This window comes from Blastopirellula sediminis (assembly GCF_020966755.1).
In the GTDB taxonomy this organism is placed as follows: domain Bacteria; phylum Planctomycetota; class Planctomycetia; order Pirellulales; family Pirellulaceae; genus Blastopirellula; species Blastopirellula sediminis.
This window is the reverse complement of the sequence record NZ_JAJKFT010000010.1, coordinates 3,740,389-3,765,721: the sequence shown is the minus strand read 5'-3', so window position 1 is coordinate 3,765,721 and position 25,333 is coordinate 3,740,389. Positions and strand designations below refer to the sequence as shown.

Sequence of the window (25,333 nt, the reverse complement as noted above, 5' to 3'; positions counted from 1 at the left end):
AGCACGAAGTCGCCAATGACGAAGGCGGACAACTCCCCACACTAACCCGAGGCGCAAGCCGAGTGAATGCGCCCGCAAGTTCTAAAGCAAGGGTGGCCCGGCCAGTTCCCTCAAAGAACTGGCTGGGTTGCGCAGCAACAAGATGCAGCGCCATCCGGTCACAAAGCAATCGCACGTTTAACAACTTCCAACCGCATGGCGCGGCATCTTGTCGCTAAAGCGACCCAACCAGTCGTCACCGACTGGTCGGGCCACCCACCCTACCCGGACCATAAATCTCTCTTGCAAAACGCACTGGCGTTTTGTATACTACACCCCTCAAGATGCGGGCGTCTGATCAACCGCCCAGCATCCCTTTTTCTTCACGCCTCGTGATCGGACCGAGGCCTCTTTTTTCCAAAGCGCGAAACTCTCGCCGGGATGGCCGTGCGCGCTTGCTTGAGGAAAACGCCAATGCGAAAGGCCCGAATCCGGCGCCTCGGGGCGCTGCTGCGCGCGAAGCAAAAGAAGAAGAGCAAAGACGCGAATAGCATCTCGGCCAACGAAGAGTTCGTCGAAGCGCAATGGCTCGCCTGCATGATGATGTACCCCGAACGCTTAAGCGAAGATGCGCTCCCGCTGCAAGTTTTTCGCGTGCCGTGCCATCGCGACATCTACTCAGCCCTCCTCGGGCTGCACCTCACTGGCGACGAAGATCGAGACGACCAGCAGTTGCTCGCCGACCTCCTCACCTACGGCTACGACAAGCTGACCGCTTCGGCGCTGATTCAAGCGGTGATGCATTCCGGCGGCGACATGAACAACCTTGCCGACTACGCGGCGGCCTTACGAAAACGACTGACGCAGGAACCGGAACCAGTCGAATTGCCGCGGGATGGCGAAATTGTGCGGCTTGAACTCGGCGGCGGAAGTTCGTTTCGAACGCTGACCACCGAAGAACTGTTCGCCGAACAAAAGCCGCGCGAGTGGCTGCTTGCGAACTTTCTTACCCGTAACGAACCGGCGGTGATCGTCGGTCCCAGCAAAACGTTAAAGAGTTCGCTCGCGGTCGATCTGTGTGCGGCACTGGCGAGAGGCGGCAAATTCCTTGGCCAGTTCGCCGCGGAAAAACCGCTGCGAGTCGGCTTCGCCGGCAGTAGCCATCAACAACAAACTCTGACCGATCTTACGCAGCGGTGGGGTGAAGCTCGGCAGGCGGCACCAAATCGGAACAATCTGATGTGGATGCTCACCACCGACAATCCTGCCGAACCGGAGTGCCTGGGCAAACTCCGCGACTGGATCACGAAGCACGAGTTGGAAGTGGTGGTGATCGATGCGATTCGGTTAAGTTCGACCGGCAAACGAAAGCAAGCCGAAGCGCTGCAGACGCTTGCGCAGTGTTGTCTCGACAACGGCGCCACGCCAATTCTCTGCGTCCAAACGCGGAAAGAAATGAAGCCTGGCAAGTTGGAAGCGTCGATTCTCGCCGGCAGTCTCGACTTCGCGCAGCAGTGGCTCCTCGTGAATCGCCGCCAAGATTATGCGCCGGGAAGTGGAGAGCATCGACTCTGGCTAACGCTCGGCGGCTACGCCGGCCAAGGGGGCGAATGGGGCGTCGATGTCGAGGAAGGAAGATTGACCGGCGTAGGGCGACGTTGGCAAACGATCGTGCACGAAGCGGAAACATTGCGAGACGAAGCCGAGCGTCTGAAAGACGCCGCGATGGACGAGCGAATGCGGTCGCGAATTCGCCTGGCGATGACCGACCTCGGCGAGGCGCACGCGACGAAGTTGCGAGTCCGCGAAAACTGCGGCATGAACGGCACGAAGTTCGCCCGGGCGTGGGATCGGATGGTCGCGGCGGGGGAGATTGAAAAGATCGTCAACGAGAAACAGTCGTGTTATCCGAGGTATCGATTGATCACGCCGGCCCAAGAAAAAAATGACGCGGTCGAGTCCAGTCCGACGGTCGAAAAAAGTCGCGTCAGCGGTCCAGTCAATCCGCCAACCTCAACCGACGCTCTTCAAAATGCCCCAACGGGGCAACCTAATCTAGCCCAGGGTAAGTCGCCAACGGCGACGCAGCCCTGGGTTGGTATGTGCATGAATGACGTAAGCCCCAACGGGGCGATCTAAATGGAAACGATCAAGTTGCGTCGTCCCTGCGAAAAAAAATTGGCGTGGCGGTCCAGTCGGTTGGTTTTGACCGGAATCCGGCGCTCGTTTAGCGCGCCCCTTTGGGGCTTCGCAAAAAAATGAATGACCGTGACCCAGGGCTGCGTCGCCGTTGGCGACTTACCCTGGGCTAGGTTAGTTCGCCCCGTTGGGGCGGATGGAAGAGTGCGCTGTTTGGCAATTCAGAATTGTTGGCGATTCTAAACGTTCGCTCTGCTTGCGACCGCATTTCCCTCGCTTGCGCTTCGGGCTACTATTGGGCGCGCTTGCTGCTTGGGGGCTTTCTCTTGCCGTGACTCGTCCGTGGCTTCCGTGTTCTATTCTTCTTCCCGGCCGCTTTTCCCTCGCTTGCGCTTCGGGCTACTATTGGGCGCGGCGCCAGATTAGCGGCGGTCGAAGGAGAGGGGTTCGACGGCGTGGGGATCTCCTACACGGACGACTAGCGAGCCGTCGAGGAGCTCTTCGATCGTTTTGCCGATCACTTCGGCTCGCCAGCCTTGGGCGAGCGATGGTTTCTCGGGGGCGCCGTCAAGATGATAGGCGACCAGGTCGCGGACGTCCTGCACGGTGCAAGCGAGACTCGGCGCCACTTTCGCTTCGCGGCAGATGCTGCCGAGAGCGGCGGAGAGGAACTGCCCCAGCACGACGTACTGTTTCCCCTGGTTCCAGTTCGGCTGCGACGAGGGGCAATCGGCTTCGTCCATGTCGAGGGCGATTTGAATCGCTTCGCCGATCTCTTCGAAGTAGCGATTCAGGTCGCTTCGCTGCATGCCGCGAATCGCGCGGATCTGTTTGACGTTCGCCGACTTTCGTTTCGCCAGTTCGGCGATCAGGTCGTCACGCAAGATCCGCCGAGCCGGAATGTTGGCGGCGGAAGCTTTTTTGTCGCGCCACTTCCAAAGTTCGCGCACGACCGCCAACGAGCGGCGGCTGAGACTGCCGGTGCCGGAGACGTTTCGCCAACGGGCGCGCTGCGTCGATTCGACCAACGCGTCTTGCCACGACTGCATCTCTTCCTGCATCCAGGCGACCCGGTCGAGCCGCTCCAGCTCTTTTTCGAGCTCGCGAGCCGCAGGGCCGAGATAAGCGACGTCGTTCAGCGCGTATTCGATCTGCCGCGTGCTCAATGGGCGAACGCGCCAGTCAGTGCGGGTTTCTCCCTTCGGCAGCTTCTCGTCGAGCAGCCGCAGAATCAGGTTGCCGAACGAGGCGGGATATTCCATCCCGATCAGCCCGCCGGCGATCTGCGTGTCAAACAAGTTGGCCGGAGGTTTGCCAGTCGCCCGGTAGCAGAAGAGGAACTCTTCGCGGCCGGAATGGACGACCGAGACGTGGTCCCCATCGGCGATCAGGTCCCAAAAGACCTGCATGCTGTCGATCCGCTTCGGATCAACAATCGCCAATATGTCGCCCGCCGCGATCTGGACCAGGCACAAATCAGGGAGATAAACGTCTTCCGAGACGAATTCGGTGTCGAAATAGATGTGCGACTGCGAGCGCAGGCGGTCGCACAGGTCGGCAAGTTGGGACTGCGTTTCGACGTATTCGTAGTTCACGGCTGCATTTATACGCTGGAGCGAAAGACGGGACTTTGCTCGATCGTACTAAGTCACGAGCCGTACGACTAGCGGCGATGCGGAGCTTGCCCCGGTCGCCGCGACGCCGCAGCCGCTTATCGCAGGAAGACCAGCGCCATCAAAATCATGACCGGCAGCAGGATCGGCAGGCTGTAAAAGAGCACATATCCGAAGAAGCTCGGCATGCGGACGCCTGATTCTTCGGCGATCGCCCGGACCATGAAGTTCGGGCCGTTGCCGATGTAGGTCATCGCTCCCATGAAGACGGCGCCCAAGCTGATCGCCATCAGTTTCATGGTCGCCGCGGCCCCATCGGGGCTGCCGCTGTGATGGAGCAAGTCGACCAGCCGTTCTCCCACATGTTGGGCGTCAGCCGTTCGGAAGAAGACGAGGTAGGTCGGAGCGTTATCGAGCACCGCCGACAAACTGCCGGTGATCCAGAAAAACTTCATAGGCGTGTCGATTCCGAGGTCCGGACCGTGAAGATTGAGCAGTTCAAGGGCCGGCTGCATGCAGATGAAGATGCCGACGAACAAAGCGGCGACTTCGACGATCGCATGGTAGTTGAACTTGTTGTCGGTACGAACCGCCTTCGAACCGAGGGCCAGGCTGAGACCGACCAGCGCCAACTGCACCACTTCACGCAGATAGACGTAAGGATGCCAGTCGGTGCCGGGGAAGGGCTTTTGCGGATCGAGCAGCGCGACCGAGAGGATCACGCCGACCAACAGCAACGCGTTCGGCATTAAACCGCGAATGCGCAGCGGGGTCGTTTGCGTTTCGTCTTTCGCAATGTCGGACTTCGCTTCGTGCGGATAGTAGTAGAACTTGTCGACGGCGTAGAACATCGCGATCAACAGCCCGTTGACCATCAGCCACGGCATCCACAACTCGCGCAGCGTCCAGAGGAAGTCGACACCCTCCAGGTAACCGAGGAAGAGCGGCGGATCGCCGATCGGCAACAACAAACCGCCGCAATTGCAGACGACGAAGATGAAGAAGACGACCGTGTGCTGAACGTATTTGCGTTCTTTGTTCGTTTCGATCAACGGGCGAACCAAGAGCATCGCGGCGCCGGTGGTGCCGATGAAGCTGGCCAAGGCGCCGCCGACGGCGAGGAAAATTGCATTGGTCGACGGATGGGCCGCCATATCCCCTTCGATTCGGATCCCGCCGGAGATGACGTAGAGCGAAAAGAGGAGGACGATGAACGGAATGTATTCTTTGAGGATGGCGTGATCGACGCGCGAGAGGGCGGCGCCAAATCCCGCTTCGACATACAGGATCAGGTAGTAAAGGAGGGTCACGCCAGCGAGGATCACCGCGACCAGGAAGCGATTTTTGTTGCTTTCCCACCAGTGAGCGGTAAAGCCCAGGAGCGGGAAGACCGCGATGGCGCCCAACAAGGCGATAAACGGAATCACCGCTAGCGGATGAGGCGCCGGATGGGCGTGACCATGATCGCCGGAGGCGTGCTCTTCGCCATGGGACGCCGCTTCCTCACCATGTTCGGCGTGAGCCGCTTCGGCATGGACCGCTTCGCCGTGCGCTTCGGCGGCGACATGCGCCACCGTCGGCTGCGTCCATCCGGCCAGCGTGGCCAGGATGAAGGCGACCAGGATGACGCCGATGGCGATGAGAACGGGTCGATCGGAACCGCCCTCGTGGTGGTGATCGTGCGACATGGACGTTCCAGAGAAAGCTGATTCGCTGTGGTCGGAGTTGATGATCGCGTCTGACATGACTCTACTTCCGAGGTCGGACATGCTCGCCAAAGCGATCGGCTGGCATGCTATGCAGGTGGGAAGCGCCGGGAGAAATCGCCTATTTCAGCAAAATCGCCTTGACGCTAGTTCCGGCAAAGGTAGGTCACTAGCAACGACAAACAAGCTACCACGAGGGCAAATTGCCGCCAAGGCGGCATTAACAAGCCTTAATTTGTTGGCGACTGGCCGCATCTCTTCTATCATCAACGTCTTGCGCCAGATTACAGTCGGGATAATCGTGCGCATCCCCACTTTCCTGTCATCATGAATAGCCCAAATCCTCCGACTGTCTGGCTGATGGCCAACCGGCGGTCGGCCCAGGTCGCCTCGATATTTTCCGCGGTTTTCTTCGCTTGCGGAGGATTGTTTGCGCTGCTGCGCAATCCGGTGACGTGGGGAGTTTCGCTGGGACTGCTCGCCGCCGCAATCGTTGCAGTCGGCGTCGCATTTCGCATGTGGAACGCGCCGCGAATCTGTTACGACCGCACGCACGTCGTGCTGCGGTTTCCCGATGCAAGCGTCTTTCGCATTCCGCTGGAAGCGGTCGAATGCTTCTTTCTCGGCGCAGCCAAATACCAGCGATGCGGAGCGGATCCGCGTGAGTCGATCGCAGTCGTCGTTCGTTTGGCCGATCGCGCACGGGAATGGAAACAACGGGACTTGCCGGCCGACTACGGCGAGTGGAAAGAAGGCTACGTCACGCTGGATGGAACCTGGTGCGAACCGATCGCCGAAGCGAAAGTGCTGGAGTTGAATCGCTGGTTGGTCGAAGCGAAGAAACGGACGACGGCGACAGGAAAATGAACATGACGCAGTTGTTGGTTTCGGTACGCTCGGCGGAAGAAGCGAGCGCTGCGCTCGCCGGCGGAGCGGACTTGATCGATGTGAAAGAACCGTCGCTAGGATCGCTCGGCGCCGCCGATCCGCAAGTTTGGCGCGACGTGATTCAAATGGTCAGAGCGCAGGTCCCAGTCAGCGTCGCACTGGGGGAGATCAGCGACGGAGAGAGAAGGTTCGACGCCGATTCTTTTCGGGGGGCGAGCATGGCCAAATACGGGTTAGCCAACATGGCGGATTCCGCCATCTGGATGTCGCTCGCCGCTCGCGCGTATGAGCAAGTGCCGCGCGGTTGCGCTCGCGTGGCGGTTTATTATGTGGACCAGTCGCGGGCGAAATGTCCTCCACTACATGACGTATTACGTTGGAGTGGTCAGATTTCGGCGACGACGATTTTGTTCGACACGCTGGTGAAAGATGGCCAAACGCTGTTTGATTTTTTCACGCCCAGTGAACTAACGGCGGCAATTGCCACGATTCACGAAGCGGGAATGAAAGTTGCGTGCGGCGGTTCTTTGACGGCCGAGCATTTCGCCGCCGCAATTAGTGCCGGCGCCGACATTCTGGCGGTACGCGGCGCCGCATGCGAAGGGTCGCGAACGAGTCGCGTTAATCGAGAACGAGTTCGCGATTTGAAAGCGAAATTGAATTCATTTGTTGGCGAAGGAAAGGTTCACTACGCGAGCAATGACAAGTCACGTTTTGCTTGACTTTTTATATTCGCGGCTTGATACTGTCCGTTCCGATTTGGCGCCAATGGCGGAGCGCGTCGAATTGAGAACTTGCGATTCTTCTTGAATACGCACGATGGCCCAGCGCCACCCCACTCCAGTTCTATCCACACCGTAGGAGACTCTATCGTGCCAAGCTCCGTACTTGAAGCGATCAAGATGGGCATCTGGGATTATGAACCGACCGACAAAACGTCGGGCGATTTCGAATCGACGGACGCTTTGCCTGGCACCTCAGAGAAACTCGACATTCTGGCCGCTCGCTTGGAGAAAGGGCTCCCCTTGTGGCATCCTAGCGATCGCCGTACTTTCGATGATAATGAAGCTGCCCGGTCTTTTTCGATCTAACGCTCTGGATTTGCGTTAGAATAGTCCGGGTACCAAAAACCTTCGTTAGCGTCGATCCATCGGCGCGGAGTCATCGAATGCCAGGATTTCACGTCGAAAAACCCCACACGCTTGGACAAGACGCCGCGATTGAACGCGTGCAGTGGGTACTCGAAAAGATGCGAGGCCGGTTTGAAGGCCAGGTCAAGGACATGCAGCAGACGTGGGAAGGTCACGTGATGAGCTTCTCGTTCCGGACGATGGGAGTCGATATCGCCGGCACGATGGAAGTCTTCGAAGAGATCGTCGTCGTGAAGGGAAGCCTTCCGTTCGCCGCGATGCTCTTCAAAGGCCGCATTGAGAAGTCGATCGGCGAAGAACTCGAAAAGATCGTCCGCAGCAAGTAGTCGCGGACGTTCACTCGCCGCCGCAACGAACTGCGGCGGCATTCGACTAGTTGCGAACTACGCTCCGGCGAGCGAGCCGCTTTCCTTCGATCCGCGGACTTCGTCCCATTGCTCGACGACGCGACGGACGTCGCGACATTCGATGCAGCCGCACGGCTTGTCGATCGGGCAGGGGAGGCCCTGTTCTTTTTCGCAGCGAAGCAGGAACGCTTGCACCGCCGGCATAATGCCGCTTTGCACGGCGCAGCGGCTCGACGGCTTGATGATGAAGTCAGTCGCCCCTTTGCGAAGCGCGTCTTTCAGCACATTGGTTTGATCGATGGCGCTGACCATCAGGATCCGTGCCGTCGGAAACTCGTTTCGAATGTTCTCGAGCGCGTAAATGCCGTCGTACTCCGGCATGACGATATCGAGCGTCATCGCGTCGGGACGCAGTTCGCGATACGCTTCAACGGCGGCCAGGCCATTGTCCGCTTCACCGACAATTTCCCAGCCCGCAGCGATCGCAGTCTCTTTGATCATTTCTCGAATGATCATCGCGTCGTCGGTAACTAGTAATCGCTTCGACATAATTTCGATCCTACGCTCGGAAATCCGCTTCTTAGATGATCTTGGAGTTCACGCCGTTGATGACAATTTCCATCTGCGCCGTGTAAGGGGAGAACAAAACTTTGCGTCCCTTGGTTCCGCCGACGTCTTCGGCGATCAAGGGGATCTTCTTGTCTTTCAATTGACGGCGAACTTCTTCCGCATTGCGGTCGCCGATGCTCATCTGGCTGTTGCCGAACATACAAGCGCCGCCCGAAATTTTAGCTCGCAGTTGTTGAGGGTTGGCGCCTTTATTACGCAACTCCTGCAACATGGCGGCAATTGCGGTATCGGCGAATCGTCCCGGCGAACCGGGGCGTCCTCCGGAAAGGGGCAAGACGACATGGGCCAGCGCCGCAATTTTTTGGGAAGGATCGTAGATCGCCACGCCGATGCATGACCCCAAAATCGACGCGAGTATTTCGTCGTTGCGGGCGAGCACGATTTGCCCTAGCCCTACGTTTAGTTGTTCTGCTGTAACCATGCGTCTAGCCGATTCCTGCCAATTCCGCTTCCGCCCGATGTATTACGTCTACGCGTCAATATGCAGCGACTCTTCCATCATTTGCCGCATCTGACTGTTAGGAACGAAGAAGACGTTCCAGTTCAACTCTTGATCGCCACGGGTAAACCGGGTGCGGCAGATCATCACTTGGTCGTCAATCGCCGCTTGCTCCATGAGCGCTTGCTCCAGCACGCTGGCGCCGTAATCTTGAATGAAGTAGGGAGGGGACGGCACGAGTTCAACCGACAAGAGACGCGTAAGTGCGTTCAGGTAGGCGCAACCCAGGATATTGCCGGTCTCGCACAAGGCCGATCGCTCGAGCGGCGTCCAGTCGCCTTCTCCGCGCTCCTTGCGACTTAGTAGCGAAGCCGCCAGATCGCGGCCATTGTCTTCGTCGAAGCAGAGGATCATCGAGCCGCCGATCTCGCCATTGAGCGTCAGCACGACCATCGTCAGCATATCGAGCCCAAAGTCGTACTCGGTCGTAACCGCTTCCAACGGAATCTCGCGCACTTCGTCCAACGACATCGTGATCAGGCCGCTGGTCCAGCGACACATCGCAGCCGAGGCTTCATGCGTCGCAGCGCTCAAGATCTGGTGCAATATCTCCAGATGCATACCGCTATTGTGAGATTTATCTGACATCTGCTTCCCTTATTTCACGCCGATCGGCGAGTTGCGGCGTTGCGACGCCGCGTCAATCATGGCTGAAGGATCCAAAATCAAAGCGACTCGACCGTCGCCGCGAATGCAGGCGCCGGAGAGTCCTACGACGTTCTCGTAGTTCTCCGCCATCGACTTCACAACGATATCTTCCTCTCCAAGTAAGTCGTCGACCGCCAATCCCAATTCGCGACCTTCCTGGCCAATTACGACGACGGTCGCATCAGTTGCGCCAATAGTGCCGGTTTGGGGTTCCGGTTCGCCGTCAAACAGCTCGTGCAGGCGCACGACCGAAATGACGCGGCCGCGAATCGAGGCCGTTTGCACCCCTTGAACCGTTTGGAAGTCATGACGCGGAATGCGGACGATCTCGGTAATCGACTCGATCGGCAGTGCGAACGTCTCGCCGTTGATGCGGGTCATCAAGCTGGGCAAAATCGCCATCGTCAGCGGCAACTTGATCGTGAAGGTCGCTCCCTTACCCGGCGTGCTGTCGACTTCGACGACGCCGTTGACGTTTTCGATCTTGGAGCGGACGATGTCCATTCCCATACCGCGACCGGAGATCTCGGTGATCTTTTCCGCGGTGCTGAAGCCCGGTTCCCAGATCAATTGCAAAATCTGCTGATTGTTCAGCTTTTCGGCCTCGGCCGCATCGACGATCCCTTTGTCAATCGCCTTCCGCAGAATCAAAACCGGGTCGAGGCCTTTGCCGTCGTCGGTCACTTGAATGATGATGCTGTTGCCGCGATGGAACGCGTCGAGTTTGATCGTCCCTTGCGGCGGCTTGCCGGCCGCTTTGCGAACTTCGGGCGATTCGATCCCGTGGTCGGCCGAGTTGCGGACCATGTGGATCAGCGGATCTCCCAACTCGTCGATCATCCGCTTGTCGAGTTCCGTCTTTTCGCCGGAAATGTCGAGACGAATGTCTTTGCCGTTGCTGCGTGACACGTCGCGTACGACCCGTTTGAACCGTCCAAACAGCGGACCGATCGGAACCATTCGCGTATCCATCACGCACTTCTGGATGCCGTCCGAAACGCGTTCCAACTGGTGGACCGCTTCATGCAATTCGTTCGAGCGATTACGGAGAGTCGCGTAGCGCGAGTTCTCGCGGGCGATCGACTCCAGATCGGCGTGCAACATCCGAATGTGCGATTTGATCGCGTTCCATTCGCTTTGCCCTTTGCCCGTGGCCGGATCGACGCCGTCGATCATCTGCAGCAACTTGCCGCTCAGCCCGCACACATTGGCCATCTTGTGCTGCGACGACTTGTGGGGAAGCGATTCCCGCAGCCCGTCAGTCAACTGCTCGAAACGCGCTCGGTTGATCACCAGCTGTCCAGCCAGGTTCATCAACTGATCGAGACGTTCGATATCGACACGCAACGTTTCGGCCGGCTTCGCCAGGGCGTCGGTCGCTTTCGTACGATCCGCAGCGGCGGTCGACTCGGCGGGCTTCGTCGCAACCGGCGCAGCTTTGGCTGGCGGCGCCGCAGGCGTCAAAGTTTTCTTTTCAGCGACGGGAGGCGTGACCGGGGCCGAGTGTTCGACTTTCGCCGGCGCCGGAGTCGCAACAGGCGCGGCCGCTTGAACCGGTGGAGGAGCGACTTCGCGCGTCGGCGCCGCTTTGATCGGCTCTTCGCGAGTGAAGATCTTCGCTGAGACGACGCCCGAGACGTCGACCAACGAGTAGAGCGACTCGAGCGTTTCGTCGGTCGAGATGTCAATCGTCAGGCTGTCGACATGCTCCAACCGATCGAGATCTTCGTAGCAAGGAACGCTGCGATGAACTTCGCCGACTCGGCTCACCTTTTCCAGCAGCAGTTGCGCCTTGAGCGTCGAGAGGGGCAGATTCTGATCGAAGACCAGCTCCATTCGGTAGCCGCCTTCGTCGTCGAGTCCCGGTGCGATTGTCGGCGTGACGACGGCCGCTTGGGCCGACTCCGCCGGAGCGGTCGCCGTGGGAGACGAATCGGAGCCATCGCGACATCGCCAAGCCGACAGCAGATCAACGGTCAGCTCTTCAAAGCTGTCGGTCTTATCAGCGCCTTGCTTCAGTTGTTGGACGTAAACGCGAATCCCGTCGACGCAAGGCAGCAGCGCGTCGGCCAGGTCTCCCCAGACGACTCCGCCGGAGTCCCGGATTTCCTGCAGAATATCTTCCATCACGTGGGCGAGTCGCGCCGGACGGTTCAAGCCGATCGAAGCGGCCGATCCCTTGATCCGGTGCGAAGTGACGAGCAACGTCTTGGTCGCCGCTTCCGCCGTTTCACCCACTCCGCTGTCGATCGCCAGTAGCACGTCGCTCAATTCGTCGACCGCAAGTTCCGTTTCGTCAATGAAGATCGAGCAGTACTTGGCGGGAATTTCGGCTTCGTCGGCGACGCCGGCGAAAAGGACAGCCACTTCGGCGCGAATCGCGTCGGCGCCCACGGTCTCGTCCGCAACCGGGCTCGTGTCCGCGACCGGCTGGTCGTCGCTCGTCGTCAGAAACGCTTCGGCGTCCGCCTGGCTCGTTTGCTCACGCACCGAGCCGGTTTGTTCCAGAACCGCTTTGATTTGATCGATCATCTCGTCGCAGGGGACGTCGTCCGACGACGTTTCCCGCAATTGGGTAAGCATCGCGCCGAGCAGGTCGACCGACTTGAAGACGACCTCAACCACATGCGACGTCACCTTCAGCTCTTCGCGGCGAGCGGCGTCGAAAATGTTTTCGACGTTATGGGTCAGGCAATTGATGTTCGGAAGCCCGAGCATCGCCGACAACCCTTTGACGCTATGTGCGGAACGAAACATGTCGTTCACCAGATCGGCGTCCAAAATGGCGCTCTCATCTTCGGCCGCCAATTTGGCCCACTCGTCCAGTTCCAACAAGTTGTCGTTGAGACGATCAATCAGCTGCGACGACTCGTCGAGGAAGTCGCTCAGCAGATTGTCGAAGAATTCATCCTGCCCGGGCGCGGTCATCTTAGACACCCGCCTTTCCGCTTGGCGGACTGGCCGCATTGACGCATCGGTACAACCAAGGACGAATTCGTTCGTATCCGTCCAGCAGATCGCTGACTCCTTCGGCGGCGCCCAGCACCAGGATGGAACCCGGCAGCATGACGCGATTGACGTTTTCGAGGACGCGCTTCTTCGACTCGGTATTGAAGTAGATCAATACGTTCTTCAAAAGGACGACGTCAAACGGGCGTTCTCGGAGCGGATCGAGCAAGTTATGCTGCCGAAACGACATCATGTTTCGCAGCTGCGATTTCGGCGTCCAAAACGGCGTATTCTTCGCTTGATCGAAGAATCTCTTCTTCAGCGGCTCCGGAACAAGTCGCATCGACCGTTCGCCGAAGCGAGCGGCGTTCGCTTCACGGACGGCGCCAACGCCGATATCGGTGCCGACAATCTTGACGTCCCAGCCAGCTTGTCCGGCCAGCCCTTCGGCGGCGCAACAAGCGACGGTGCAAGCTTCGTCGCCGGTGCTGCAAGCGGCCGACCAGACGCGGAGCGACTTCTTCCGCACGCCGAGCCGAGCTTCCGACGTCAACTGCGGCAAGTACTCGTTGCGAAACCAGTTCCAGTTGCTATCGTCTCGAAACAGATAAGTTTCGTGGGTCGTCACCTCTTGCAGGAAGTGATCCCATTCGTCGTCGGTGACCGGCAACGAAACGAGCGTCTCGTAGTAGTCCTCGAAATTGGCGATGCCGGTCACTTTCAACCGTCGACGCACGCGATTCGAGAGCAACTGCTTCTTCTGCGGCGAGATTTCCACGCCGGCGACATCGTAGATCAATTTGGCGTACCGCTTCAGTTGCAAGTCGGTCACCAGTTCATGGCTAGGTCTTACGGTCATCGTCTCGTTGCTTTCTTCGTCGCCCCGACGCCCCGCAATTGGGGGCGTCATCGTTTACTCGCAGCTCCTCTCAACCCGTTTGCGAGGAGCCTTACCGACCGCACGGATGGTTACTCGGTGCGGAACCGCGAAACCAGGTTACGCAACGTTTCGGCTTGCGCGCCCAACTCTTCGCTGCTCGATGCCATCTCTTCCGCCGAGGCCGCGTTCTGTTCGGTCACGTGCGAAATCGATTGGATCGCGTTGGCGACTTCGTTGGCGCTTTGAGCCTGTTCGACGGTCGCAGTCGCGATCTCGGCGATCTTCGCGGCGGTCGCTTCGACGCCGTGAATGATCTTCTCGAGCGAGGCGCCGGCTTGTTCGCTCAGCTTGGCGCCGTCCTGAACGCGTTGGGTCGACTCTTTAATGAGCGACGAGATTTCCTTGGCCGCTTCGCTCGAGCGTTCGGCCAGTTTGCGAACTTCGTCGGCGACGACCGCGAAGCCGAGGCCATGTTCGCCGGCGCGGGCCGCTTCGATCGCAGCGTTCAAGGCCAGCAGGTTGGTCTGGCTGGCGATTTCCGAAATCACCTGGATGATTTCGCTGATCTGCTCCGAGGAGTTCTTGATCAGGTCCATCGCTTCGACCGACTTCTGAACGGCGGCGCCCCCTTCTTCGGCCATGCGGCTGGTGTCGACGGCGACTTTGTTCGCTTCGCCGGCGTTGTCTTTGACCGCTTCGATCGAGCGAGTCAACTCTTCAATCGAGGCGCTCATTTCTTCGACCGAGGCGCTTTGCGTCTGGGCGCCTTGAGCCATTTGCTGCGAGTTCTCGGCGATCAGACCGGCGCCTTCGGCGAACTGGCTGCCGCTTTCGATCACGCGGCCGATCACGTCGCGGAGGTCGACGACCATCTTCTTCAAGCCGCCCGCCAAGGTGCCGATGGCATCAACGCCTTCAACCGTCACTTCGCGAGTCAGGTCCCCCTTGGCCGCCGCTTCGACTACGCCCAACAGCGAGTCGACCTTCGTCTTCAGGATTTCCTGCTCTTCCCGTTCGCGTTCCAAGCGAGCTTGTTCGGCCTTCTCGGCGTTGACGCGATCGGTGATCAGTTCCCACGAGACCATCGGGCCGATGTACTCGCCCTTGTCGTCGTAAATGGCGGCCGCTTCCAGAGCGAACCATTCGCCGCGAAGCTCGAAGCTCGTCTTGTGCGGCAGGTTCTTCGGATCGGCCAGCAGCTGACGCTGCTTGCTCGGATTGGCGTGGAAAATGTCGTACGAAGCGCCAACGATCTTTTCGACCGGAATCGGCAGAATCGACGAGATCGAACGCAGGGTTCGTTCCGAGGCCGGGTTGATGTAGGTGATGATGCCGTTGCGATCGGCCAGCATCAGGTTGATCGGCGCGTTTTCGATGATCGCCGTCTTTTCCGCCGCGGCCTTTTCTAGCTTCAACTTTTCGGTAACGACGCTCCAGGTCACCATGGCGCCCGAATACTTGCCTTCCGCGTCGAAGGTCGGGCTGACGAGCAGATCGAGCTTTTCGCCAGCGACTTCGATGGTGGCGTTACGCGGCAGATTGCCGGCGTCTTTCAGAATATTGCGTTGGTACGACGGATCTTTGTGGAAGATGTCGATCTTCTGGCCGACCATCTCGTCCACTTTGCACGGCAGATGCTTTTCCAGCGTCTTCAGCGTGCGAACGCTGGCCGGATTCAAGTAGGTGATGACGTTGTCGCGGTTGGCCAACATGATGTTGATCGGCGCGTTTTCGACCATCGCGGTCATTTCGGCGGCGGCTTGCGACAAGCGACGCTTTTCAGTGATCACTTCCCAGGTCACCATCGGGCCGAGGTATTCGCCGGCGGCGTCGAAGGTCGGGCTGACCAGCAGGTCAGCGTATTGATCGCCGATTTGGATGGTGGTGCGATGCGGCAAGTTGCTCGGATTGGCCAGCATGCGGCGCTGGTGGGCCGGGTCTTTGTGGAAGATGTCGATCGACTGTCCGACGATCTTTTCCGGATCGATCGGCAGGAACTTCCGCAGTTGCTTCAGCGTGTTGATGCTGGCGGCGTTCGCGTAGGTGATGACCAGGTCGCGATCGGCGACCAGAATGTTGATGGGGGAGTTGTCGCTCATCGCCTTGGCGAGCGAGAGTTCGCGTTTCAGTTGATCGCCCGCGGTCGGTTTGGTGCGTGAATTGGTGGCTGCCATCGCTATCGCTTTCTCGAATCGGAGGTTGGAATGCGTAAAGGTATGAAAAATTGGCGGGTAGGCGGACCTAGGTCATGCGAACCTGGCTGGTTTTCCAGTCGGCATTTGCAAGGGTAGTCGCAAAGCACAGGCTTATAGCGACTCGACGATGACGCTCTCGCCGCTCGTCAGGATCTTGTCCATATCGAGCAGAATGAGCAGTCGTTTGTCGAGCTTGACCAAACCGGTCAGATAGTCTCGCCCCAAACCGGCCACCGTCGGCGGCGGAGGAGCGATCTGATCTTTCCCGATTCGCAAGACTTCGCTGACGGCGTCGACAATGATGCCGATCGTCTTGCCTGCGACGTTCATGACCATGATGCGGGTTTCGTCGCTGGCCTTTTCTTCCGGCAGGCCAAAGCGGCGACGCAAGTCGACGATCGGAATGACCGTATTGCGAAGATTGATCAGTCCCTTGATGAACTCCGGAGTTTGCGGAACTCGCGTGATCTCGCCCATCAGGATGATTTCCTGAACGCGGGTGATCTCAATGCCGTATTCCTCTTGAGCGAGACGAAAACTGACCAACTGCATTGAGTTGGCGGTTTCGCCGTGCGTACCGCTCGTCATACGCTCCGAACCGATGTCTTGAATCGTGGCGGACAAGATTCGTTTCCTTGCTTGTTGTGGAAAACTAGTCCTGAAGCGGCCGCCGCGCGTCGACTTTGGTCGTCGCACCGCGTTCGCTCCCCCCGATTTGCCCCCAAGGACAAGTCGTTCCTTGGAGAATTCGGCAACGGGACCCCGCACAAATTAGCCAAGCCGATTAGTTTTCCCAACTTCATGGGGATGCCCTGCTGCCCTAGACTCACCAACCGTTACGACCGGACCGGCGCCGTTCGGTTGCAGCGATCGCGTCGAAGGAGCAGGGCGCTGCCTGATTGCGGCCGCTCCGCACGGTGACCCGCAATCACAAACTTTTCCTGACGTATGCCATCGGATTGCTTGACGAGCGGTCGCCGCAACCTATCGTTCGTTAGCCCAAGACAGGTGGGCAGTGGCGCGTGCTAATGACGGCGGCGCCCTATTACGCAATTCATAGGGTTAGACTCAGGAGTCACCAGTTCTATGTCCACTCGAGTTCTTGTTGCTGACGACTCAAGCACGATGCGCAAAATCATTCTCCGTTCGCTCCAAGCCGTAGGCGTTCCGACCGCGACCGAAGCGGCGGATGGCGACGAAGCGCTCAAGATTTTCAAGCCGGGCGATTTCGACCTGGTGCTGACCGACTGGAACATGCCGGGCAAGAATGGCCTGGAAGTCGTTCAAGAGATTCGCAAGATCGACAAGGACGTCAAGATCATGATGGTCACGACCGAAGCCGAAAAGTCGCGCGTTTTGGAAGCGATTCAAGCCGGCGTCTCGGACTATTTGGTCAAGCCGTTCACGGCCGACACGCTTCGCGAAAAGCTGGAAAAGCACGGCTGCTAAGCTGAGCGTTCCACTTCGAACACCGCCGCCCGACTACGTTGCATGTCGACGTTCGGGCGTTTTTTATTTCTTGTTCGGCGTAATCGTCAGCACGTCGTCTTTGAGCTCCCAACGCACGGGCACTTCGGCCATCGTCGCTTGCAGCAGTTGCAACACGTCGACCTTGTCGACGGAGAAGGAGATGCGTTGATGCAGCGTCTCTTCGACGTCGTCTCCCGCTTCGACCTTCAGCGCCAACGACTTGGCCAGACTGGCGAGCACGGCGCCAAGCGGCTGTTGTTTCACTTCCAGCGTGTAGAGCTTTTTCGCGGGAGTCACGTCCATACGGCGGATCGTCTCGCCGCGGAGCATCTTGCCGGCTAGCGTCACCTCTTCAAACCGGCCGGTCACGATGACGGCGCCGGCTTGCGTTTCAACTCCGAGTTCCGGAAACTCCGCTTTGATCTTGGACGCCGCGTCATTCAGATCGCCACGAAACGGAATGCGACGGGTCAGCTGGGGATTCTCGGGCAGGGGAATCAGTTGCAGTTGCGCTTCGCCCGCAGCGTTTTTCCCAAAGCGGTAGGTCGCCCCGAATCCGGCGAGCAACAAGGTGAGCGTCTCGGCCGGCGCGATCTTCGGCAACTCGCTGGCGCGCCACAAGTCATGCGAGACCGCCGCGTCCAGATTGGCGAACGTCAGTTTGCGTCGTTGCGCGAAATCGGTCAGCAACTTTCGCGGCTCGGTCAGGTCGGGCCAACTCAGCGCTTCGGCCGCAACCAGCTCGCGCATCGCCGGATCGCGCGACTGCCGGGCGAAGTCGGTCTGGACGGCGGCGACGGTCGCCAGGTCACGCGCCGTGTCGGCAGGGCCGATATAAACGACGGAACCGACATGGCAACTGCCGCCGCCGGCCTTTTGAGCGAGCATCTGGACCACCATCTCCAGCGGCACGGCGTTGGCGCTAAGCGAGACCAATCGGTCCGGATCGATGCGGCGGTCCAGAAAAAAGGCGATCTCCTGCGTTTGGGCCAATCGCTGGAGCGCGTCCCGCAGCGGCACGTCCTCCCATTGCAGGTCGACCTCCGATTCGAGATGTTTCTCAAACGCAACTCCGGTCTTCCACTCGACGCCGAAAGCCCCCGCGGTTAGCGTCCCCACAATCAAAAGTGGCAAGAAAAACCGTCGAAAGTCCTTCATTTTCTGCTCCATCGCCCCGGACTGCTCCCGGCAGAACAATTTGCCGTTTCGTTTCGCTCCAATTACACTCGAATCTTGTTCGGCGGGCGCGTCAAGCCTCCCGTCGCCGCAATCCTGCTGATGGTATCCCCCCTGTGAACGAACAACCGGAACGCGCTCCGACGCTGCTGAAGTACTATCGCCAATATCTGCAGCGAGAAAACACCGCTGCGTTTATTCGCGACGTCTCGGGGCAGTATCGACTTGGCACGCTGGAACGCCTGGCGGAAAGCAATTCGCCGGAAGTGCGCCGTGCGGCCGTTTTGGCCCTCTGCTTTTTGGCCGACTTCGGCTCTAACGCGATCGTCGGCCGCGGGCTGACCGATATCGACCGCGGCGTTCGTCTGATCGCCGAGAACGGCATTCGCAACCTCTGGATCCGGGCCGGATCGACCAATCAACGTCGCCAGTTGGAACGGGTCGCCGGACATCTCCGATCGGCGTCGTGGCATGACGCTGTGATTGACGCGACCACGCTGATCCACCATGCTCCCTGGTATGCCGAAGCGCATCACTTTCGGGGCGAAGCTTATTTCCGACGTCAGGTCTGGGAATTGGCGGCTCGCGACAACCACCAGGCGCTCGAAATCAACCCGTACCATTTTCCGGCGGCGATTTGTCTGGCCCAGTGCAACTTGCACCAGGGGGAAGTGATTTTGGCGTTAGAAAACTTCCGCCGAGCGCTTCGCTTAAACCCGAACCTTGATGCGGTACGTAGCCAGGTCGGCTACTTGGAACGCCAGCTCGAGGAAAACTAGCCCGCCCCTAAAGCGGAGAAACTTATGGCGACGGATCGCTTCAATGTGGGACCCATCGTGGTGCTGGGCGCCGGCATCAACGGCGCTGCCATCGCCCGCGAACTGACTCTGCAAGGCGCCGACGTTCTGCTGGTCGACGCGGAAGATCTCGCCGGCGGTACGACCAGCTATTCGTCACGGCTGATTCACGGCGGCCTTCGCTATCTGGAATACGCCGAGATCTCCCTCGTCCGCGAGTCGCTGACCGAACGGGATCGTCTGCTTCGTTTGGCGTCGGAACTGGTCCATCCGCTGGAATTGGTCATCCCGGTCGGCAATCGCTTTTCCGGACTGATCAGCGGCGCCCAGCGGTTCTTCTTCAAGACGGGGGCCGCTCCCAAAGATGGTCGCGGTTCGCTGGTCGTTCGGCTCGGTTTGACGTTGTACGATCGCTTCGCCAGCGGCGCGGTGCCGGGACATCGTCGACTCACTTCCGCGCAGTTCGCCCAGTCTGGACTGAGTACCGAGAAGTTTTTCACCGCCTTCAGCTACTACGACGCGCAGCTGACCTTTCCTGAGCAGTTCGTCCTGGCGCTGGTGCAAGACGCTCAGGCCGCGGCGAAAGAGGAGGGGGGCGCCTTTTCTCTGCGGACCTATCAACATGTTCGCCGCGAAGCGGAAACCCTCTTCTTCTCGACGATTCATCCCAACCATGGCAGCGACGGCGGGGGCGAAGTCGCCGTCACGCCGGCCGCGGTGATCAACGCCGCCGGACCCTGGGTCGATACCGCCCTAGCCGGACTGAACGTCCCGTCGCCCCGTTTGATCGGCGGCACGAAAGGGAGCCATTTGATCACCCGGGCGCCTGACCTGTGCAAGACGCTTGGCCCCCGCGGCGTCTATGCCGAAGCGGCTGATGGGCGACCGATCTTTATCCTGCCGTGGAACAACGCCTGTTTGATCGGGACGACCGACATTCGCTACGACGGCGATCCGGCCGAAGCGGTCGCGGAACCAGACGAAATTGAGTACCTGATCGACGCGACCAACATGATCTTCCCTGACGTCGGCTTGACCCGCGACGATATCCAGCAACATTACTGCGGCGTTCGTCCGTTGCCGGCGGTTGGCGAAGGAGCGACCTCGTCGATCACACGCAGTCACGTCGTGCATCGCCACCCTGGCGCCCCATTTCCGCTCTACTCGATCATCGGCGGCAAGCTGACGACCTGTCGATCGTTGGCCGAAGACGTTGTGAAAGTGGTGCTCCCGGATCTCGGCCAGGAAGTCCCCCGCAATTCGCGCGACCGCGCGTTGCCGCCCGCCAACTTTGGCGAAACTCCGCTCGACGCGCCGCTGCTGCCCGACGTCAATGCTCCAATCGCCCACTCAGCCTACGCCATCGAACACCTCGCGGCAAAGACCCTTTCGGACCTGGTCGAGCGTCGACTGATGCTTGTCTTCGATCCCAATTTGTCGCGACAATGCCTTTGCGTCTTGGCGGAACAGTTGGCCGACGCCGGCTGGCTCCAGCGTCAAGAGATCGACGCCGAGGTCGACCACTACATCCATCGTTTGCAGAAACGTTACGGCAAACGAGTCTCCTGACGCCCCTAGTGAGAAACGCCCGTGCAACAATACATCCTCGCCTTTGATCAAGGAACGACATCGAGTCGCTCGATCGTCTTTGATCATCACGGCAAGATCGTCGGCCAAAGCCAACAAGAATTTCGCCAGATCCTCCCGACGCCGGGACATGTCGAGCATGATCCGGAAGACATCTGGCGCACGCAAATCGAAACGGCCAAAGCGGCGATCGCCGCCGCCCAGATCGGCATCGAGCAGATTATCGCCATCGGCGTCACCAACCAGCGTGAAACGACGCTGCTGTGGGACCGTGCCACCGGCAAGCCGGTCGCCAATGCGATCGTCTGGCAAAGTCGAATCTCGACGCCGATCTGCCATCAGTTGTCGCATGACGGACATGGCGCTCTCATCCGCGAAAAGTCAGGCCTGGTCGTCGACCCTTACTTTTCCGGCACGAAAATCCGCTATCTGCTCGACTCCGATCCTGCGCTGCGCCGCCGTGCGGAAGCCGGCGAGCTTTGTTTCGGCACGGTCGATTCGTTCCTCCTCTGGCGATTGACCGGCGGCCGACTGCACGTCACCGACGTGACCAACGCCAGCCGGACGATGTTGATGAACATCCATACGCTCGAGTGGGATCCGGAGCTTCTAGAAATCCTGGACGTCCCTGCGGCGATCCTGCCCGAAATTCGCAGCTGCAGCGAAGTCTACGGCATGACCGACGTTTCGATATTGGGACGCAGAATTCCGATCGCCGGGATCGCCGGCGACCAACAAGCGGCGACGTTCGGGCAAACCTGCTTCGATGTCGGCAGCGCGAAAAATACCTACGGCACCGGCGCCTTCATGCTGATGAACGTCGGGCATCAGCCGGTCGCTTCCGAGAACAACCTGCTGACCACCGTCGGCTGGAAAGTCGGTAATCAGACGACCTATTGCCTGGAAGGGTCAGTCTTCGTCGCCGGCGCCGTCGTCCAGTGGCTCCGTGATGGACTGGGCGTCATCGAAACTTCCAGCGACATCGAACCGCTCGCCCATTCAGTGCCGGACAACGGCGGCGTCTACTTTGTGCCGGCGTTCGTCGGCCTCGGAGCGCCGTATTGGGATCCCCGGGCTCGCGGGACGATTCTCGGTCTGACCCGCGGCACGACGGCCGGACATATCGCCCGAGCGGCGGTCGAATCGATGGCGTTCCAAACCCGCGATCTGGTCGAAGCGATGCAGCGCGACGCCGGGGTGAAGCTCGCCCAGTTGCAAGTTGACGGGGGCGCGGCAGTCAATGACGAATTGATGCAGTTCCAAGCCGATCTGCTCGGAACGAAGGTCCGCCGCCCGCAGGTCTTTGAGACGACTGCCCTCGGCGCCGCGTATCTCGCCGGCCTGGCGGTCGGTTATTGGGACGATTTCGATTCGCTGAAGCGCAATTGGCAACTCGATCGCGAGTTCGACGCCAGCGCCGACGAAGGGCAAATCGAAAAGATGTACGGACAATGGTTACGTGCGGTTGGGCGGAGCCGCGACTGGGCGCAAGAAGAATAGCGGAGAGAAGGAGATTTTTATGCAGCTTCCGCCTAACCCCTTTATGTTCGCCGTAGCGGCGACCATCGGCCTGGGAGCGATTTGGGCCGCGTGGTCGAACCATGACAACGCTTTCGCCCTGAAAAAGGTCGCGTGGGTCGAGAAACGGTGGGGACGACGTTCATCGCGGACTTTTCTCGCCGTGCTGGGCGTGCTGCTGCTCGTGCTGGCGGTCAGCTTCTTGACGTTTCCATAAATGTCCGCGGCGCCTCCTGCGATTTGTTGATTCGCTCCGCCATCGCTTTTATGCTGCGTGTAGTGCAGTTTCTTTTCGGGCGGGCAATCTCAGCACATGTTCATTCCGTATTCCACCGACGCGCCACTTTATCACGCGCCGATCGCGACCACTTCGTTGATCGTCGTCAACACGCTGCTCCTCTTTCTGTGGCCGGTCCATTTCCCCGAGTATCAAGGGTCGTATTCGCTTCCAGATCTCTACGAACAAATGGAAGCGGCGCACGACTACGGCGAATTGAGCGATGAGGAATGGAGGGAATTCCAGGAAGCGTACGCTGAAGAGGAAGAGACGGGTGAGGAAAATGCGGAGACGTACGATCCTGCTGACGACTTTGACTGGCGTACGCTGCACTACGGCGACGGCATCAAGCCGTGGCAATGGCTGACCGGCAACTTCATGCATGCCGACTTCTGGCACTTGCTTGGCAATATGCTGATCCTCTGGCCGTTTGGTGCGCTGATCGAAGGGAAGATCGGCTGGAAGCGTTTCTTGCTGCTCTACGCGGGGATCGGCATCTTTCAATCGATGGTCGAGCAGTTCCTGTTTCTGTTCCTCGCTGAGCCGACCTTTTCGCTCGGCGCGTCAGCGATCATCTTCGGATTGATCGCGATTGCGTTGGTCTGGGCGCCGATGAACGAGGTCAACTGCTTTCTCCTGCTCGGCTTTCGCCCGATCATGTTCGCGCTGCCGGTTTCGGTTTACTGCGCCTTCAGCATCGCCTTTGAGTTGCTGATCCTGTACTTCACGTACGATCCGCTGCAGGGAGGCCTGATCAGTAGCAGCTTCTTCCACGCCTTTGGAGCCTTTATCGGACTTGCGGTCGGCATTGTGATGGTGCGCAAAGAGTGGGTCGATTGCGAAAACTACGATTTCTTCACCGTCTACTTCGGCAACCCGGACGCGCCGCGGGAAGAGAAAGTGGACGAGACAGGTCTCAAAGCGGCGCGGCTTCGCTCAGCCAACTTGGGCCTCGAGCAGATTCGCCAGATCTTGCGTGAAGGAGGCGATCCGGCCCTCGCCTATCGCGCCCATCTGAAGCTTGGACATTCCAATCCCGATTGGTACCTGCCGGAAGAAGACCTGCTGGAGATCATCCAAAGCTTTCTGAAACAAAAGCGAAGCCAAGACGCACTGCCGGCGATGATCGAATACGCGCGGCGTGGCGGTGCGAAAGAAACGCCGGTCCGATTGCGGATCGCCCACGTGATGGTCGAAGGGGAGTCTCGTCCTGGGCAAGCGTTGCAGGTTCTGTCGAAAGTCGATCCGGCGAAGCTTGGGGCGCAAGATCGCCAACGTTATGACGCGATTCGCAAGAAGGCCCAAGAAATGAAAGCCGCCGGCGTTGTAGAGCCGGCGGCGGAAGATATTTAGGCGTTGTCGCAGGTCCGACTTAGCGGAGCTGCTGCGAGTTGCGAAGCATCGCTTGCTGCACTTGAGCGGCGTAACGCTGCGGCGCCGACCAGAAGGTCTTCAGGTTATCTTCGCTCGAGAAGAGATAGAGCACGCCGTTGTAGGTCAAACCGTGCGAGCGATCGCCGTCGACCAGACGTCCCTGTTCGATGTAAGCGACCGGGTCGTTCCCCGACAAGACCGGGCTAAAGCGATCAGGCGAAGCGAGGAACTTCCGCTGTTCGACGTCCGAGGCGAACAGATAAACGCGTCCCTGATGGACGGCGCCCCAACGAGCGTCACCCTTCTGCCATTTCATCCCTTCGGCCAGCGTCACCGGGCAGTAGCCGTCGAGGGCGAATTCCGGTTGCTTCGCTTGCGGTTGAGCTTGCGGAGCGGCGGACGCCGGAGGAGCGGCCGGTTGGCTCGGCTGCGAAGCGAATTGGCTTTGCGGCGGCATCGACTGCGAACCGTATTGGCTCGGCATCGACGGCGAAGCGGCCGGCTGCGAAGCGAAACGATCTTGCGGTTGAGCCTGCGGCGCGGCTTGCGTGGCCGGCGGATTGTACTGCGAACCTTGACCGTACGACGATTCGCTCGGCTGAGCGGCGAAGCGCGACTGAGTCGGAGCCGGAGTCGAAGCAGGCGAATACTGGCCAGCGGCGTAACCGCTCGGCTGTTGCGACGGTTGAGCGGTCGGAGCAGCGGCAGTATTCATGTCGCCGTAACCGCCGGTCGAGAAACGCGACTGCGTCGGCGCGGCGGCCGGAGCGGCGGTGTTGTCTTGCGAGTAGGTCGAAGCCGGCGGCTGAGCCGAGAAACGCGACTGACCTTGCGGAGCGGCGGCAGCGGCCGTTTCGCTGGTCGCGGCGGGAGCGGCGCCAAAGCGAGAATAACCCGCAGCCGGAGCGGCAGCTTCGCCTGGATAGGAAACCGGAGCCGAATCGGGTCCGCGGCTCGAAGCGAGCTGGCTCATGCCGGCCGTCTTGATCGCGACGCCGTGCAGAACGGCCAGGTACTGGTCTTTATCCTTTTCCTGCTTGCTGACCATCCGGTAAACCATCTGGCCAGTCGGCAAAATAATCACGTCTTGAGGCCAGCGATCGACGCCGTACTGGTTGGCGATCGCGGTCTCTTCGGCCGCATTGATCTTCACCGGTACGTAATCTTGGGCCACGGCCGCGGCGAACGTCGGATCCTTGAACAGGGTCGCGTCGAGCATGCGGCATGGGGGGCAATTGGGCGCCCAGAAGTGAACCATCACCAGTTGGTTCTTCTGCGCGGCCAGTTGTTTGGCGGACTCCAGGTCGGCGGCCCAGGGCATCGCGTCCTGAGCGGTCGCGGCCGAGCCGATAATCAGCAGTAGTACGACAGTCCAAATAGAGCTGTAAGCTCTCATTTCGGCGCCTTTCGCTAGCAGCGTAGTCCCCCTCAATCAAACAATCAGTTTTGGGTATCGGACATGCGACTTTAACGACCGTAGCAAAAAGTCCGATTTTTCCTTCAATTCCCA

22 protein-coding genes are annotated in these 25,333 nt (G+C 59.4%); 11 read left to right on the top strand and 11 right to left on the bottom strand.

Annotated elements, in window-relative coordinates:
- Positions 1–453 precede the first annotated feature (453 nt).
- A complete protein-coding gene (locus LOC68_RS27000; protein ID WP_230224914.1) occupies positions 454–2,118 on the top strand; it encodes an AAA family ATPase in 1,665 nt (554 codons plus the stop codon).
- A 422-nt stretch (positions 2,119–2,540) separates the two neighbouring features.
- Here the strand turns inward: LOC68_RS27000 and LOC68_RS28675 are convergent, their stop codons facing one another.
- Both LOC68_RS28675 and LOC68_RS26990 read right to left on the bottom strand, forming a co-directional pair.
- On the bottom strand, positions 2,541–3,713 hold the full coding sequence (locus LOC68_RS28675) for a ribonuclease D (RefSeq protein WP_230224913.1): 1,173 nt from the start codon (positions 3,711–3,713) through the stop codon (positions 2,541–2,543).
- Between the two features lie 116 nt (positions 3,714–3,829).
- Entirely contained in the window at positions 3,830–5,476 is a 1,647-nt protein-coding gene (locus tag LOC68_RS26990) for a sodium:proton antiporter (RefSeq protein ID WP_230224912.1), read from the bottom strand.
- A 387-nt stretch (positions 5,477–5,863) separates the two neighbouring features.
- Here LOC68_RS26990 and LOC68_RS26985 point away from each other — a divergent pair, with 387 nt between their 5' ends.
- The 4 genes from LOC68_RS26985 (at position 5,864) to LOC68_RS26970 (ending at position 7,802) form a co-directional block, all read left to right on the top strand.
- A complete protein-coding gene (locus tag LOC68_RS26985) occupies positions 5,864–6,304 on the top strand; it encodes a hypothetical protein (protein WP_230224911.1) in 441 nt (146 codons plus the stop codon).
- A gap of 2 nt (positions 6,305–6,306) precedes the next feature.
- Positions 6,307–7,047 (top strand): (5-formylfuran-3-yl)methyl phosphate synthase, encoded by a 741-nt coding sequence (locus tag LOC68_RS26980; protein ID WP_230224910.1) that lies wholly within the window; start codon positions 6,307–6,309, stop codon positions 7,045–7,047.
- A gap of 150 nt (positions 7,048–7,197) precedes the next feature.
- Positions 7,198–7,416: a hypothetical protein gene (locus tag LOC68_RS26975; protein WP_230224909.1), complete on the top strand. Its 219-nt coding sequence runs from the start codon at positions 7,198–7,200 to the stop codon at positions 7,414–7,416.
- 77 nt (positions 7,417–7,493) lie between these two features.
- Positions 7,494–7,802: a polyhydroxyalkanoic acid system family protein gene (locus LOC68_RS26970; RefSeq protein ID WP_230224908.1), complete on the top strand. Its 309-nt coding sequence runs from the start codon at positions 7,494–7,496 to the stop codon at positions 7,800–7,802.
- Between the two features lie 57 nt (positions 7,803–7,859).
- Here LOC68_RS26970 and LOC68_RS26965 read toward each other — a convergent pair whose 3' ends face one another.
- The 7 genes from LOC68_RS26965 to LOC68_RS26935 form a co-directional block, all read right to left on the bottom strand.
- Entirely contained in the window at positions 7,860–8,372 is a 513-nt protein-coding gene (locus LOC68_RS26965) for a response regulator (RefSeq protein WP_230224907.1), read from the bottom strand.
- A 31-nt stretch (positions 8,373–8,403) separates the two neighbouring features.
- Entirely contained in the window at positions 8,404–8,874 is a 471-nt protein-coding gene (locus LOC68_RS26960) for a chemotaxis protein CheD (protein ID WP_230224906.1), read from the bottom strand.
- A 48-nt stretch (positions 8,875–8,922) separates the two neighbouring features.
- On the bottom strand, positions 8,923–9,540 hold the full coding sequence (locus LOC68_RS26955) for a chemotaxis protein (RefSeq protein WP_230224905.1): 618 nt from the start codon (positions 9,538–9,540) through the stop codon (positions 8,923–8,925).
- Positions 9,541–9,549: 9 nt separating this feature from the next.
- On the bottom strand, positions 9,550–12,528 hold the full coding sequence (locus tag LOC68_RS26950) for a chemotaxis protein CheA (RefSeq protein WP_230225202.1): 2,979 nt from the start codon (positions 12,526–12,528) through the stop codon (positions 9,550–9,552).
- A 1-nt stretch (position 12,529) separates the two neighbouring features.
- Positions 12,530–13,408 carry a CheR family methyltransferase gene (locus LOC68_RS26945; protein WP_230224904.1) on the bottom strand — a complete coding sequence of 293 codons (879 nt, stop codon included), beginning with the start codon at positions 13,406–13,408 and terminating at the stop codon, positions 12,530–12,532.
- Between the two features lie 110 nt (positions 13,409–13,518).
- The gene (locus LOC68_RS26940) at positions 13,519–15,603 is read right to left on the bottom strand and encodes a methyl-accepting chemotaxis protein (RefSeq protein ID WP_230224903.1); all 2,085 of its coding nucleotides are present in this window, start codon (positions 15,601–15,603) and stop codon (positions 13,519–13,521) included.
- A gap of 132 nt (positions 15,604–15,735) precedes the next feature.
- Positions 15,736–16,248 carry a chemotaxis protein CheW gene (locus LOC68_RS26935; protein WP_230224902.1) on the bottom strand — a complete coding sequence of 171 codons (513 nt, stop codon included), beginning with the start codon at positions 16,246–16,248 and terminating at the stop codon, positions 15,736–15,738.
- A 462-nt stretch (positions 16,249–16,710) separates the two neighbouring features.
- Here LOC68_RS26935 and LOC68_RS26930 point away from each other — a divergent pair, with 462 nt between their 5' ends.
- Positions 16,711–17,073: a response regulator gene (locus LOC68_RS26930; protein WP_255670696.1), complete on the top strand. Its 363-nt coding sequence runs from the start codon at positions 16,711–16,713 to the stop codon at positions 17,071–17,073.
- Between the two features lie 63 nt (positions 17,074–17,136).
- Here LOC68_RS26930 and LOC68_RS26925 read toward each other — a convergent pair whose 3' ends face one another.
- The gene (locus LOC68_RS26925) at positions 17,137–18,252 is read right to left on the bottom strand and encodes a hypothetical protein (protein ID WP_230224900.1); all 1,116 of its coding nucleotides are present in this window, start codon (positions 18,250–18,252) and stop codon (positions 17,137–17,139) included.
- A 134-nt stretch (positions 18,253–18,386) separates the two neighbouring features.
- Here LOC68_RS26925 and LOC68_RS26920 point away from each other — a divergent pair, with 134 nt between their 5' ends.
- The 5 genes from LOC68_RS26920 (at position 18,387) to LOC68_RS26900 (ending at position 23,802) form a co-directional block, all read left to right on the top strand.
- Positions 18,387–19,049 (top strand): hypothetical protein, encoded by a 663-nt coding sequence (locus LOC68_RS26920; RefSeq protein WP_230224899.1) that lies wholly within the window; start codon positions 18,387–18,389, stop codon positions 19,047–19,049.
- Positions 19,050–19,073: 24 nt separating this feature from the next.
- Entirely contained in the window at positions 19,074–20,636 is a 1,563-nt protein-coding gene (locus LOC68_RS26915; RefSeq protein WP_230224898.1) for a glycerol-3-phosphate dehydrogenase/oxidase, read from the top strand.
- A gap of 21 nt (positions 20,637–20,657) precedes the next feature.
- On the top strand, positions 20,658–22,154 hold the full coding sequence (gene glpK, locus LOC68_RS26910) for a glycerol kinase GlpK (RefSeq protein WP_230224897.1): 1,497 nt from the start codon (positions 20,658–20,660) through the stop codon (positions 22,152–22,154).
- A 19-nt stretch (positions 22,155–22,173) separates the two neighbouring features.
- Positions 22,174–22,389: a hypothetical protein gene (locus tag LOC68_RS26905; protein ID WP_230224896.1), complete on the top strand. Its 216-nt coding sequence runs from the start codon at positions 22,174–22,176 to the stop codon at positions 22,387–22,389.
- A 96-nt stretch (positions 22,390–22,485) separates the two neighbouring features.
- On the top strand, positions 22,486–23,802 hold the full coding sequence (locus LOC68_RS26900; protein ID WP_230224895.1) for a rhomboid family intramembrane serine protease: 1,317 nt from the start codon (positions 22,486–22,488) through the stop codon (positions 23,800–23,802).
- A 19-nt stretch (positions 23,803–23,821) separates the two neighbouring features.
- On the opposite strand, the gene LOC68_RS26895 is transcribed toward LOC68_RS26900, so the two are convergent.
- Positions 23,822–25,219 (bottom strand): thioredoxin domain-containing protein, encoded by a 1,398-nt coding sequence (locus tag LOC68_RS26895; protein WP_230224894.1) that lies wholly within the window; start codon positions 25,217–25,219, stop codon positions 23,822–23,824.
- Positions 25,220–25,333 lie beyond the last annotated feature (114 nt).

Excerpts from the sequence above, each read along its gene's own strand:
- LOC68_RS26955 (WP_230224905.1), bottom strand. The coding sequence starts at position 9,540 with ATGTCAGATAAATCTCACAATAGCGGTATGCATCTGGAGATATTGCAC.
- LOC68_RS26930 (WP_255670696.1), top strand. The coding sequence starts at position 16,711 with ATGTCCACTCGAGTTCTTGTTGCTGACGACTCAAGCACGATGCGCAAA.
- LOC68_RS26945 (WP_230224904.1), bottom strand. The coding sequence starts at position 13,408 with ATGACCGTAAGACCTAGCCATGAACTGGTGACCGACTTGCAACTGAAG.
- LOC68_RS26900 (WP_230224895.1), top strand. The coding sequence starts at position 22,486 with ATGTTCATTCCGTATTCCACCGACGCGCCACTTTATCACGCGCCGATC.
- LOC68_RS26960 (WP_230224906.1), bottom strand. The coding sequence starts at position 8,874 with ATGGTTACAGCAGAACAACTAAACGTAGGGCTAGGGCAAATCGTGCTC.
- LOC68_RS26940 (WP_230224903.1), bottom strand. The coding sequence starts at position 15,603 with ATGGCAGCCACCAATTCACGCACCAAACCGACCGCGGGCGATCAACTG.
- LOC68_RS26965 (WP_230224907.1), bottom strand. The coding sequence starts at position 8,372 with ATGTCGAAGCGATTACTAGTTACCGACGACGCGATGATCATTCGAGAA.
- LOC68_RS26980 (WP_230224910.1), top strand. The coding sequence starts at position 6,307 with ATGACGCAGTTGTTGGTTTCGGTACGCTCGGCGGAAGAAGCGAGCGCT.
- LOC68_RS27000 (WP_230224914.1), top strand. The coding sequence starts at position 454 with ATGCGAAAGGCCCGAATCCGGCGCCTCGGGGCGCTGCTGCGCGCGAAG.
- LOC68_RS26970 (WP_230224908.1), top strand. The coding sequence starts at position 7,494 with ATGCCAGGATTTCACGTCGAAAAACCCCACACGCTTGGACAAGACGCC.
- LOC68_RS26895 (WP_230224894.1), bottom strand. The coding sequence starts at position 25,219 with ATGAGAGCTTACAGCTCTATTTGGACTGTCGTACTACTGCTGATTATC.
- LOC68_RS26990 (WP_230224912.1), bottom strand. The coding sequence starts at position 5,476 with ATGTCAGACGCGATCATCAACTCCGACCACAGCGAATCAGCTTTCTCT.
- LOC68_RS26925 (WP_230224900.1), bottom strand. The coding sequence starts at position 18,252 with ATGAAGGACTTTCGACGGTTTTTCTTGCCACTTTTGATTGTGGGGACG.
- LOC68_RS26915 (WP_230224898.1), top strand. The coding sequence starts at position 19,074 with ATGGCGACGGATCGCTTCAATGTGGGACCCATCGTGGTGCTGGGCGCC.
- LOC68_RS26950 (WP_230225202.1), bottom strand. The coding sequence starts at position 12,528 with ATGACCGCGCCCGGGCAGGATGAATTCTTCGACAATCTGCTGAGCGAC.
- LOC68_RS26905 (WP_230224896.1), top strand. The coding sequence starts at position 22,174 with ATGCAGCTTCCGCCTAACCCCTTTATGTTCGCCGTAGCGGCGACCATC.